General features: G+C 28.2%; 11 protein-coding genes. 7 read left to right on the top strand and 4 right to left on the bottom strand.

The window, feature by feature from the left end; translation table 11 throughout:
- Positions 1–44 precede the first annotated feature (44 nt).
- Complete coding sequence (locus ACVHXK_RS10180) at positions 45–2,126, top strand: complex I subunit 5 family protein (protein WP_461206285.1); 2,082 nt, start codon at positions 45–47, stop codon at positions 2,124–2,126.
- A 344-nt stretch (positions 2,127–2,470) separates the two neighbouring features.
- Here ACVHXK_RS10180 and ACVHXK_RS10185 read toward each other — a convergent pair whose 3' ends face one another.
- Positions 2,471–3,058, bottom strand: a complete 588-nt coding sequence (locus ACVHXK_RS10185; protein WP_461206286.1) for a 3'-5' exonuclease — start codon at positions 3,056–3,058, stop codon at positions 2,471–2,473.
- A gap of 634 nt (positions 3,059–3,692) precedes the next feature.
- Between ACVHXK_RS10185 and ACVHXK_RS10190 the strand changes: the two genes are divergently transcribed.
- The 6 genes from ACVHXK_RS10190 to ACVHXK_RS10215 all read left to right on the top strand — a co-directional run bounded on the left by ACVHXK_RS10190 (position 3,693) and on the right by ACVHXK_RS10215 (position 9,979).
- The gene (locus ACVHXK_RS10190; RefSeq protein ID WP_461206287.1) at positions 3,693–3,821 is read left to right on the top strand and encodes a hypothetical protein; all 129 of its coding nucleotides are present in this window, start codon (positions 3,693–3,695) and stop codon (positions 3,819–3,821) included.
- 263 nt (positions 3,822–4,084) lie between these two features.
- A complete protein-coding gene (locus tag ACVHXK_RS10195; RefSeq protein ID WP_461206288.1) occupies positions 4,085–4,276 on the top strand; it encodes a hypothetical protein in 192 nt (63 codons plus the stop codon).
- Positions 4,277–4,564: 288 nt separating this feature from the next.
- Positions 4,565–5,161 (top strand): biotin transporter BioY, encoded by a 597-nt coding sequence (locus ACVHXK_RS10200; protein ID WP_461206289.1) that lies wholly within the window; start codon positions 4,565–4,567, stop codon positions 5,159–5,161.
- 301 nt (positions 5,162–5,462) lie between these two features.
- A complete protein-coding gene (locus ACVHXK_RS10205; protein ID WP_461206290.1) occupies positions 5,463–7,124 on the top strand; it encodes a sensor histidine kinase in 1,662 nt (553 codons plus the stop codon).
- A 4-nt stretch (positions 7,125–7,128) separates the two neighbouring features.
- Complete coding sequence (locus ACVHXK_RS10210) at positions 7,129–7,800, top strand: response regulator (protein ID WP_461206291.1); 672 nt, start codon at positions 7,129–7,131, stop codon at positions 7,798–7,800.
- A 196-nt stretch (positions 7,801–7,996) separates the two neighbouring features.
- Positions 7,997–9,979: a methyl-accepting chemotaxis protein gene (locus tag ACVHXK_RS10215; protein ID WP_461206292.1), complete on the top strand. Its 1,983-nt coding sequence runs from the start codon at positions 7,997–7,999 to the stop codon at positions 9,977–9,979.
- A 99-nt stretch (positions 9,980–10,078) separates the two neighbouring features.
- On the opposite strand, the gene ACVHXK_RS10220 is transcribed toward ACVHXK_RS10215, so the two are convergent.
- From ACVHXK_RS10220 to ACVHXK_RS10230, 3 genes are all read right to left on the bottom strand, one after another.
- Positions 10,079–11,653 (bottom strand): MutS-related protein, encoded by a 1,575-nt coding sequence (locus tag ACVHXK_RS10220; RefSeq protein ID WP_461206293.1) that lies wholly within the window; start codon positions 11,651–11,653, stop codon positions 10,079–10,081.
- Positions 11,654–12,000: 347 nt separating this feature from the next.
- Positions 12,001–12,993 carry a hypothetical protein gene (locus ACVHXK_RS10225; protein ID WP_461206294.1) on the bottom strand — a complete coding sequence of 331 codons (993 nt, stop codon included), beginning with the start codon at positions 12,991–12,993 and terminating at the stop codon, positions 12,001–12,003.
- 17 nt (positions 12,994–13,010) lie between these two features.
- On the bottom strand, positions 13,011–13,211 hold the full coding sequence (locus tag ACVHXK_RS10230) for a hypothetical protein (protein WP_461206295.1): 201 nt from the start codon (positions 13,209–13,211) through the stop codon (positions 13,011–13,013).
- Between the last annotated feature and the right edge of the window lie 150 nt (positions 13,212–13,361).

Genomic DNA, 13,361 nt, shown 5'->3' on the forward strand with positions numbered 1-13,361 from the left:
CTGTGCACTGTGAACTGTGCACTATATAAAATGGAGGTGTCTCTTTGAATCCAACGGTGATTTTAATTTTTATTATGGTTATTCCTCTTGTGGGTTCATTTGTAGGATTCATTATAGGTTTTAAAAGTGAAAGATACAGAAATATATTTAATGTCCTTATGACGGGAATAGTTTTTGCTCTTGTTACACTACTATACAAATATGTATCTGTTCAAACTATAGAACTGACAATAGATAATATAATGGGTGTAGGACTTCATCTTAAAATTGATTTATTTAGATATATTTTTGTGTGGTTAACTACCTTTATTTGGTTTTTAATTACTATTTATTCTACTCAATATTTAATTAGTTATAAAAATAGGAATAGATATTATTTATTCTTTATGATAACACTTTGGAGTACTATAGGTATATTTATATCAGAAAACTTGATTAATCTATTTACTTTTTTTGAGATAATGTCTTTGGCATCTTATCCATTAATAATACACGATGAAGATGAGTATTCTCATGAAGCGGGGGACACTTATTTAATAATGGCCGTTGCTGGTGGTCTTATATTGCTAATGGGATTATTTTTAGTTTATGATTACACAGGAACTTTAGTTTTATCAGACATGAAAGAAGAGTTTAAGGAACTTGGAAATATAAAATATTTAATTAGTGGACTTATAATAACAGGTTTTGGAGTGAAAGCAGGTATGTTTCCACTTCATATATGGTTACCAAAGGCACATCCAGCAGCCCCAGCTCCGGCAAGTGCAATTTTATCGGGTATACTTCTTAAAACAGGTATATTTGGTATATTTATTACTTGTGAATTTATGCTAGGTAACGATATAGTAGTTTCACGTATGATACTAATATTAGGCTTTATAACTATGTTTGTTGGTGGCTTTTTGGCTATGATGCAGAGGAATATAAAAAGGATACTTGCATATAGTTCTATGAGTCAGATGGGATATATTTTAGTTGGTATTGGACTTATGGGTTATTTAGGAGACCACAGAGCAATTGCTATATATGGGGTATTATTTCATATAATTAATCATGTTATTTTTAAAGTGCTTTTGTTCATGGGAGCAGGACTTGTATATATGGTTTTACATGAATTAAGTATTAATAAAATAGGTGGGTTTGGTAGAAATAAAACTATATTAAAAATTGTATTTTTCATAGGTTTATGTGCCATTATTGGTATGCCTGGCTTTAATGGCTTTGGAAGTAAAACACTTCTGCATCATGCATTATCAGAAGCACATGAAATATATGGAGGTTTGCTATTTACTGTTGGTGAAATAGTATTTACAATAAGCAGTGCTTTTACATGTGCTTATCTTTTGAAAATATTTATTGCTGTATTTGTTGAAAAGAGTAATCATAATATAGAAAATGTAAAAGCTGAAATTACAAAAAGAGCGTTACTTCCAATGGGTATATTAGGTGCTATTGTTATATTCATAGGTGTGAGACCTGATTTTGTTTTGAATATTATAGGAAAAACAATGATATCATTTGATCATATGCATGCCCTAGAGGATATTCATATTTACACATTTGACAATGTAAAGACATCTTTGTTTACGATAGCTTTAGGTGTTGTAATTTATATTGGGTTTATTAGAAAATTCTTGAGAAAAGGTTCAGGTTTAGACTGGTGGTATAAAAACATTGGACTTGATTGGTTTAATATTGAAAATCATTTATATAAACCTGTAGGCCATTTTTTAATAGTTGTATCGTCCTTTTTGCTTCTAATATTAGATCAAAGTGTTATTAGAACGGCAGCTTTGGTTAGTGGTGCAATAGACTCATTTGGTAAAAAAGAAATTCAAGTAAGTAAATCTCTTTATACATCAGTGGACCATTCTTATGAAAAAATGAAAAAACTTTCAGAAAGAAAAAAAGAAGATGAAGTGAATGAAATTGTTGAGATAACTAGAGAAAGAAGAAAAATAAAAGATTGGGAATTATTCCGCAAATTTATGGATAGTGAAGATAAAGTTGTTACTAACATGAGGGAAGCATTTAAAAGTACTAGAGCTACTTTGAATAGTGTAACTTATTCGATTTTGATGTTTGCTATTGTACTGGTTGTATTTTTGATATTGATGCTTAGATGATAGTATTTATAATGCACAATGCATAGAAGAAAAACTAATGAACAATGAACAATGCACAATGCACAGAACAAAAACTAATGCACAATGCACAATGCACAATGCACAATTAAGGAAGTAATATTTTAGCAGAGCTAAAATATTACTGGAATTTAATTGAAACATTGAAACATTGAAACATTAAAAATCGAAGCATTAAAAGATTAAAGGCAGTAAATATATTTGTATTCGTACAATTATATTTACTGCCTTGTTGATTTTGTAATTAATTTAAAGATTTTCTGACTAAAAGGAAGAAAATTATCATTAATTGTGCATTGTGCACTGTGCACTGTGTATTGAATTTCTTATAATTCTATCTTCCTGTTTTGTGAAACTAGGCAACAAAGATACATTGCCATAGTATCATACCTTGCGTCGTGGTATGATATATTATCTGTGTTGAAAATAACTTTTGTTTTTTCAAGAATATCTTCGTTTGAAAGGTTATAATATTTAACAACCTCGTCCATTTTAGGATTTTTAAAACCACTATATCTATTGCTTCTAGAAGGTAACTTTAAAATGTTTTTAAAATATTCCATTGTACAAAATTCTTTTTTTATTGGTAGAATAGCTTGAATTCTCTCGAATTCAGCATTCATAAAGCGTAAATCAAATTTTGCATTATGTGCTATAAAGATACTTCCGTTTAAATCTTCCATTATTTCATCGATAGCATCTTCAAAAATCATTCCTTTTGATAAGCTGACTAGCCTTTCAACTGTGAATCCATGAACTCTTGCAGCGGATTCCTCCATTTCACCATCTTCAACCATGAAAAAAAAGTTTTTGGCATCAATAAACTTTTTGTTTTCTTCAATTATGTAAGTTAATTGAACTATTTTCCCAGGTTTTAGGCCTGTTGTTTCTGTATCTAGAAAAATACTTCTCATAAATATGCTCCTTCTGTTTATAGTTCACAGTTCACGGTGCACAGTTCACAGTTTAGAGTTTACGGTGTGAAGTGTACAGTTAATATATAGAATAGAACTGCTGTAATTTATTGATAAACGACTTAGATACAAGCTTTTGGATAGTTTATCATTAACTGAATTATAGCATATATATTTTTGAAGTACAATTGGGCATATGAATACGACCGATGATAGATTTAAGTAGAAAACTACAAGTATCTGTCATCGGTCGTAACAAGGCATTTAAGAGAATTATAAATTCTCTTATGTACTTGACCCTACAATTTAGGGCGATTTAATTGAAATAGTGGAGAATAAAATTTATCATAGTACTAATTAAAGTAAAATATGAGATGTTATTTTACTTCATTAACTTTTTTGGGATTATTTCTTTTACCTTTTTTTTGAGTAACACCTTTTTGATTTTCTTCAGGTGAAGGTCTTGACATACCCTTTTTAGCCATAATGTACTATTCCTCTCTTTCTTGATTAATCTTTAATTATGATAACCAACTTTAAAATTAATATACCTAATTAAATTATAAAAAAGTGAATTATTTATAATAATTTAGGTAAAATAATAGTATCCATTGAACAAAGGGGAGGTTGAAATATGGCTCAAAGTAATAGCGTTGGAAAGAAAAGGAGAAAGAAAAAATCAAGCTATAAAAGCGAAGATGAAACAATAAATAATGATGATATTAGAAAACATAAATCTAAGGGAGTTATTAGTGGAGAATGATATTTAAAGAGAAATGTGCAATTAGCAATTTGCAATTTGCAATTTGCAATTAGCAATTAGCAATTAAGGATGATTTTGCTACGCAAAATCTTTTAATATATTAAATTATTAAAGCTTCTCGACGATAGGAGAGAAGCATCCACAATTGCACATTGCACATTGCACATTGCACATTGCACATTGCAAATTATCTTTAAAAAAGCATTGCAAATTATCTTTTAAAAAAAATGTACTTTACATTTAAAAGAAAGGAGTCCATTAGAATGGCTAGAGAAGGTTTTAATAAAGGTGAGTATGAAGATGCTGTAGAACAAGTTAGAGCATGTATGCAACAAGGATATAGTATGAGACAAATGGTACAGCAAACAAATCTTTCACAAGAACAAATTGGCAATATAAAAAGGAAACTGGAAATGAAAAACGAAAAAGAGTATAACGACCCTAACTTTAGATAATTGAAAACTTAAGTATAAAAAAAGCGACTATAGAATTTCTAGATAGATTTCCTATAAGTCGTTTTATTTTTATTTAAATATTCCGGAAGGTTTTCCTACAGAGAAAAAGGTAAATAGTACAATTGTAAACCAAAAATAAAACATGGGTTGACAATGATAGTCTTAGTAGTTTACAATAGGGACAAGTGGAGAAGTTTCACAACGTAATTTGGTTTTTGCTAGTAGAAAATCAAAAAAATCTGTACAAATAAACTATAAATGGACAATTATAAAAGAGGAGAATTATCTATGAGGAAAATAAATACAAGAAATATGATACTTATTGCATTATTTACGGCACTTACAGCTGTTAGTGCATTTGTAAGAATCCCTATAGGACCGGTACCTTTTACGCTTCAAATTATGTTTTGCACTTTTGCAGGAATTCTTTTAGGAGCTAAAAATGGGATGATTTCACAATTAGTATATATACTAATTGGACTTATTGGCTTTCCTATATTTACTAATGGAGGAGGAATTACTTATATATTTCAACCTACTTTTGGTTATTTAATTGGATTTGTTTTATGTGCTTTTGTAATTGGTAAAATAACAGAATATATTAAAGAAATTAATTTTATTAAAATATTTTTAGCTATAGTTTGTGGTTTGTTGATAGATTATGTACTAGGAGTTACTTATCTGTATTTAATGCTTAATCTATATTTGGGGAAATCTGTAAGTATACTAGGGGCTATTAATATTGGATTTACACCTTTTATTATTCCAGATTTAATAAAGTGTTTGATAGTAGCAGGAGTTACAGTTGCTGTATTACCTGTTTTAAGGAAGAATGGGTATTCTATAAAACCTATGAATTCAAAGTCGAATTATATTGAAATTTAAAATCAATAATTTAGTTTTTAAGTAGAAACATTTAACTTGTTAATATTTATCAAAATATCTTAAATTTTGTAGTATATACTATACATAATTTAGGGTATTTTTTTTGAAACTATTATGGTTAAAAATATATTTAAGTATTATAAGTATGGAATAGGCATTGTAATATGATTAAATATTTTTGACAATAATGTAAGTTAAGTAAGATTTTAAATGAGCATAAATAAAGTTTCATAGTGGATAACCTGAAAAAAAAAGTATATAATGACTATATATAAAATTATAGCCATTATAAAGGGGAAAAATGGACGCTAAAATTTATCTTATGTTACTTGCATTATCATTTAGTATTACATTTATATTAGGGCTATATGCAATTTTAAAGAAAAGAGATGCTAAATTTGCTAAAGCTTTTTTCTATAATGCATTATTGCTTAGTTTGTGGTCTTTTTCTAATATGATGGAACTTATATCTAGTGAACTTAGCATCAAATTAGTTTGGGCTAATATACAATATGTTCCATATTGTTTTATACCTTGGAGTCTTCTGCATTTTAGTCTTAAAATAACAGGATATGAACAATGGTTTAGAAAAAAGAAATTGTATTATTTTATGATTTTATCTTATCTTTCTTTAATGTTTGTTCTAACAGATCAAATACATGGACTTTTTAGAACAAATTTAAGTTTTGTATATAACGGGTATTTTACAGTTATCAAAAAAGATTTTAGCCCTTATATTTTTGTACAACTTGGGTTGAGCTACATAATCAGTATGGCATCACTTTTAACATTAGTTATATGTATTGTAAAACAAAAAGGAATAGTAAAAAAGAGGGCTATTATATTACTTATTAGTCAATCGATAGTATTGTTACCTAATATTTTATATGGATTAAGGATTGGCATTTTTAGTAGTTTTGATACAACGCCCGTATATTTTGGTATTGTAGGTATTATTAATGCTTGGTCAATTTTTAAATATGGACTTCTAGATATTACATTCGTTGCAAGGGATGAAATTGTCAAAAATATGGATATAGCATACCTTGTTGTGGATAAGGAAAACAAAATAATAGATATGAATATTAAATGCAGGACTCTTTTAGGCTTAAGTGGTAATTACTTAGGTTATTCTGCTATAACTGTATTTTTTGAAAATAAACAGATTATAGAGTTTTTATTAGGGAATAAAACATTAACTGAAATAGAGATTGGTTTTAGGATTTATGAATTTAGACTTATAAATATTAATGAATACAAATATACAGAAAGTTATAAGTTGATTACTGCTTATGATATAACGGATAAAAAAATAGATCAAAAGATTATTGCAGATAAAAACAGACAATTAGCAGTTGTTAACGAAAGAAAAGTCATTGCTAGAGATATTCATGACAATTTAGGACAACTTATGGCTTTTGTAGCAATGCAATCTCAAGGGATAAAGCAAGAAATGATTAACGGTGAAATTGACTTTGATATAAATAAGATTGATAAGATTATAATAGCATCGCAAGATGCACATAAAGAGATAAGACGGCTTATAAAAGTTATTAAAGAACAAGGTAATATAGGAAATGATTTTAAAGAGGAAATATATGAAGAAATAAAAAAATTTAGACTGCAAACTAGTACAAAGCCAACTTTATTAATTGATGGTGAATTTAATTATGTTTCAGGAGATATAAAAAGAAATATTAAATATATTATAAAAGAAGCTTTAACTAATGTTGCAAAGCATTCAAAAGCTAAGAATGTCTGGATAAGTATTTTGAAAAAAGAGGATGATATAAAGATTAGTATTCAAGATGACGGCATAGGAATGAAATCTAAAGATAATGAGACTAATGAAGAGCATTATGGATTGAAATTCATGGAATCAAGAGTAAAAGAAATAGATGGAAATATAAATTTTTATTTAGATTATAAAGGCTTTAAAATAGAAATTGACATAAAGGAGTAAATAGATGAAAGATAAACTTTCCAATGTAAATGTTATGTTAATTGATGATCATATTTTATTTGTAGAAGGTTTAAAATATATGCTTGAAATAAGTGGCATAAATATAGTTGAGTATTTTAACAATGGCATAGAAGCTGTAAAAAGGATATCAGAATTTGTACCTGACGTTATTTTATTGGATATTTTTATGGAAGGGCTTGATGGTATTGAGACATTAAAGCAGATTAAACAAATGAAACCTGAAATAAAAATAATTATTTTAACTACAAGTGATGAAGAAAAAAATATTTATAAGGCTATAAAATATGGAGCATCAGGTTATTTTTTAAAGAGTTCAAATTCTAGTGAAATAGTGGAAGCAATAAATAATGTAGTTTTGAATAGAAAAGTTTTTATAGAAAATGAAATAACAAAAGATATTTATAATGACTATTTAAGAGGTGAAAGTGGAAAATTTTCTAGAAAATATGATAGTAAACTAAGTAAACAACAAATTGATATTTTGAAATTTATAATTAAAGGGTTAAATTATAGTGAGATAGGAAAAATCATGAACATTACAGAAGGTACAGTGAAATATCATATGGCTAGAATTATAGAAATTTTACAAGCAGAAAATAGAGCACAAGCGATTTCTTATGCTATTAAGTTAGGCTATATAGATAATGTAGATTAAAAGTGAAATGTGTAATATTTTCGCATATGATAAAGGAATTTGATAATAAAAAATGAATGATGAGTTAGATATCTAAAAATTATTAAAAAATACAATTCAAATTTTATTTTAAACTTAAATTAGTGTTTAAAAATATTATAATATAGAAAAAATAACTTTTGAGTTGTAAAAGAGATAAATTGGTGAGGAGGATTATATGATACGAAAGAAAAGTAAATCTAAGAATAATAAAAATATGAAATTTCATTTATCTAAAAAGATTGCATTATTTGTCGGTATAATTATAATTGTAATATCGATTTTATTAGGGACATTATCTGTAACCTTTAGTTCCAAGTTTATTATGGCAGAAACGGAACAAAATATGCAAGAATATGCTGATGAATGTGCTCAAAATATTAATCTAACAATTGAAAAAAATATTGGAATACTAAATGAATTGGCAAATAGAGAAACAGTTAGAAGTATGGATTGGTCTATCCAAGTAGAGTCTCTTTACGATGATGTTGAAAGATTAGGTTATCTAGATATGGCAATTGTTTTACCAGATGGTACGGCAAATTACATCATTAGTGGAGGAACCTCCCAACTTGGGGATAGAGAATATGTAATGAAAGCTTTTGATGGACAAGCTAATATATCAGATGTACTTATAAGTAAAGTGACAAATGAGGCTGTAATTATGTATGCTGCTCCAATTACAAAAGACGGAAGTGTCGTTGGAGTTTTAATTGGGAGAAGAGAGGGCGTAGCTTTAAATGAAATAACCGATGAAATGGGTATAGGAGAGAAAGGATACTCTTTTATATTAGGACAGGATGGGGTGATTTACTCGCATCCAAATCATGAATATGTTATGAATCAAGTAAATGTATTTGATAGTCTAGAAACACAAGGACCTTTTGCAAGTTTTGCTGAAGCTTTAGAGGAATTAGGATTAGGCAATTCAGGTGTCGTAGATTATGAATATGAAGAAACAGAAAGATTGGCTGCTATGGCTAAAATACCAAACACCGAATGGACAATACTAGTAGGTAATTATCGAGATACTATTTTGAAAAATATCGATTCTATGACAAATGCAATCATTGTAATTTCAATTATAGCGTGTATATTTGGGGTTATTATAGCAATGTTTTTAGGCAGAAGTATAAGTAAACCAATAAAACACTTATTAAAATCAGCAAGAAAAATTACAGATGGAGATTTGGATGTAAAAATAGATGTTAAAAGTAATGATGAAATAGGAGAAGTTGCCAATGCTTTTACAGATATGGCACATAATTTAAATAAAGTTATTACAAATATAAATGCTGCGTCACAGCAAGTAGCTTATGGATCAAGCCAAGTATCTGATTCTAGCATGTCATTATCTCAGGGAGCTACAGAACAGGCAAGTCCTATTGAGCAGTTAACAGCATCTATTGAGCAAATTACAGCTCAAACAAAAAATAATGCTTCAAATGCAGATAAGGCAAAAGATATTTCTTATTTTGTAAAGGATAAGGCATTTAATGGTGATTCACAAATGAATGAAATGTTAGATGCTATGTCTCAAATAAATGAGGCTTCCAATAATATTTTTAAAATAATAAAAGTAATTGATGATATTTCATTTCAAACAAATATTTTGGCGCTTAATGCATCAATTGAAGCAGCGAGGGCAGGACAACATGGTAAAGGCTTTGCCGTAGTGGCTGAAGAAGTAAGAAATTTAGCTGCACGTTCTGCAGCAGCAGCAAAAGAAACAACAGTTATGATTGAGAACTCAATAAATAAAGTTGAAGATGGTGCTAAAATAGCAAATAGTACTGCTGACGCATTACATAAGATTGTTGAAGGTATAGGTGAGGTAAGTGAATTGATTTCTAATATTGCAATTGCTTCAAATGAACAAGCTATAGGACTCGAACAAATAAATAAAGGGGTTATTCAAATAACAGATGTTGTACAAACTACATCAGCAACATCAGAAGAAACAGCTGCTGCTAGTGAAGAGCTTTTAGGCCAAGCTGAAATGTTAAAAGAACAAGTAAGCATGTTTAAGCTAAAAGATAATAATATAAAGTATAATGATATAAAGTATAATGATATAAAATACAATGATAGTTATGAAAATGATCTTGACGATTTAAACCCTGAAGTTATAAAAATGCTTACAGATATGAGCTCTAAATAGAATTTGTACATTTGAAATAATATAGGAAAACAAACCCATTAGCCTGGGTTTGTTTTTTATAATAGAATTATATTATAGGGAATACACTTATAAAATTCATCAATTGAGAGAAATGTTTTTCTCGATTTCATCAATTATCTCATCAGGATAGCCTATCATTTTCAGTATTCTAACGGCATTTCTAGTAGGGGAAATACCTTTCTTTATTAAATAGTCAAAGGAAAGCTCATTGCCATCAACGTGCTCTCTGAAATAGTAATTTTGATAGCCAGTTACAAGTTTTGTTAGCTCTAAATCGTGAGTTGCTACAGCAACAAGTGAATTGTGTCTATTTAGATAATTAAGAACCTCAGTAGAAGAGGCTATTCTCTCTGTGGGGTTTGTACCAGTAAATATTTCATCTATTACAGTAAGGCAAGGTACTTTATTATCACAAGCTTTTATTATTCTTAAAATTGCTTCAGCTTCTCCAAGATAGTAGCTTTTACCCTCTAATACGTTGTCTTCAGGATCGATAGAAGTAACGATATTAAAAAATGAAGCATTATAAGAAGTGGATAAAGAAGTATAAATAGTTTGAGCAAAAATAGCATTTATGGCAAGGGATTTTAAGAAGGTTGTTTTTCCAGCCATATTTGAACCTGTTATGATAATTCCGTTATTATCGATATTGATAGAATTTGCAATAGGGTTTTCTAATAGCGGGTGAACCATATCTGTAACTTCAAATACTCTATTTTCATTTTGAAAAGAGGGTTTACAATATAATGGTAGATTTTCTCTGTAGGAAGAAATAGATTGTAGAGCATCAATTTCTCCAACAAGATAATATATCTCTAAGAGTTCGTCTTTATATTTTTCAATAGTATCTACCATAGAGAAATAACCTCTTATTTTAACAAGAAAAATAGCGAATATATAATCACCAAATACATCTAAGCCTGTAACTCTACCAATTAATGAAGATTTTTTGGAGATTTTCTTGCATTTCTTATTTAAAAGAGTGAGTTTATCTGTATATGTATTAAGAACTCTTCCTTTATCTTCTTTTTCTAAAATAGATGATATTTTTATAGAAGCATTTATAACAGAACCAACATATAAGGTTGCATCTGACATTGATTCTATCTTTTTGTCTGTGGAATAGTGAAAAAACATATTATAGATACCTATTATAATTAGAAGCATAACGTATTGTGAACTAAAAGTAATTAAGGATAAAAGCAAAAAGAAAGTGAATAATAAAGTTAGTATATTGGCAAGGATTTTTAATTGTTTACTTTTCATTAAGCTGCCGAAAAATATTGTAGATACATTACTTTTAGTTCTGTCTAGTTTTTTCAATGCTAATTGAATTTCTTCTCTTAAAGAAGAATTAATTTTAAATTCATTTATTACTTTATCTCGATTAACTAATATATTTTCGTCAAATTTAGGTGTTCTTAAAGTATAATACAAAATATCTTCGCCGGCAGAAGAGTAAGTTCTGTCTATTTTCTTATAGATATTATCTAGGTCTATATCTTTACTTGTTTGGTTATCTACATAATATTCTGGTTTATAATATTTAATTAATTTGTTGAAAAATTTTTTGCTCTTTTCTATTTTTCGTTTTCTTTGAATCTCGTGACCCCAATCTTTTCTTATTTCCAAAAGGTTTTTTTTCTTAAACATAATTGCCTCCGTTATGTATTTTTAGCTATTTCAATACCTTTTTAAGTAGTACAGTATTTCTGTGCATTTATTGAAATGTTGAGTATTCTTTTTATAGTTGATAATGTTACTTACTATTGGGTTAGGTCATACTAAAGCTTTTGTGTCAAATTTGGTTTCATATATTATTAAATTATTGTACATTTCTATGTTTTCCTAATAATAAATAATATATCATAAATTTACATAAAACAAAAACCTTTTCTGTGTATTAGAAAAGGTTTTTGTTTTATCATTTATGAAGTTGCTCAATAATTATTTTGCATTAAATTACAATGATTATTCAAGGCTTATCCTAGTTTTGAAAATTACCAAATAGGATCCCATACTGTACTGTTACCATAAGGAGTACCTTTTAAGACATTTCCCTGTCCATCTACTAAATAAGCATATAGTATTTCAAAATCGTCTGAACTATAATATTCACACAATGATAAGGTATAGTATTCTACACCTTGATATACCATTATACCTTGGTAAAGGAAAGATAAATTATTTTCGTCAAAGGATTCTATTTGCTCATAGGCAAGTACTTTTTCAGATAGTATTTCATATGCTTCATTACATGATAATTCTCCTTCAGGTGGGTCACTTAACGTAATATTATTTGCTATTATAAGAGGAATATTAGTATAATCATCTACATCCCCTACAACATCACTATGGGCAAAGTAAAATGCACTGCCCATATAAGGAGTGTCTAATGGAAATACATTGACAGGATATAATGCTTCAAACCATAGGTCACTACCACCGAACATTGAGTAATAAATATTTTCAACATTTAAATTTTCCCTGAGTGTTATCCATAAGCTATCTAGCATCATCCATGTTAAAGAATCATTGTCAAGAAGAAGAAACTCCTCTTTTTGTTCGCGATTTCCTAAACCTGCTATTAGAGTTGAGTTATCAGACCAATCAATAATCAATCCATCTGAAATTGTTGAAGATGTTATACTAAAATCTAAACCTGTTAAATCTGAAAGACCGTCAGCTAACATTTCTGCTGTAAGCTCACCAGAATATTCAAAAGGATATTCTTTATATGAAGCTATTTCGCTTCCACCCTCCATATTTATAAAAAGGGTAGCTTCTTTAGTAGATTCATTATCATTAGATGTTTTATCATTGGATTCATCATCATCAGATGATTTGTCATTAGATTCTTCTTCATCAGATTCTTTTTGTTCTTGATTGTTTTGTATAGTGTTATTTTTATTGTTGGATTGAGATTGACTAGAACAACCAAAAGCCATAATACATAAAGTTAATGTTAATATTAAAACAATAATTTTTTTCATCTCTATACCTCGCTTTCTTAGTCTATGCCACCTAGTAATAAAAGGGTAGCTATTATATAAAACATGGACAGTAATGTTATTACAATAAAAATTATATTTATAAGAATAACAATCCATAATTTTGTACCGTGTAGATTTTTTCTTTTAACATAAGAGAATCCTACTATACAGCCTAAAATTCCTACTAAAAATAAAATAAAAGTAATTATTAATTGCATATTTTACCACCCCAATAAATTTACCATACAGGTTCTTAAAAAAATGGTTAGCATTATACTCAGTTATTTTTGCAGCTAATAATTTATCTTAAATCATAAATCCCTCCCCCTTTTTTGTTTTAATATAATTTTCCATTTATTATAATATCT

The sequence above is a fragment of the Clostridium sp. DL1XJH146 genome (genome assembly GCF_054819755.1).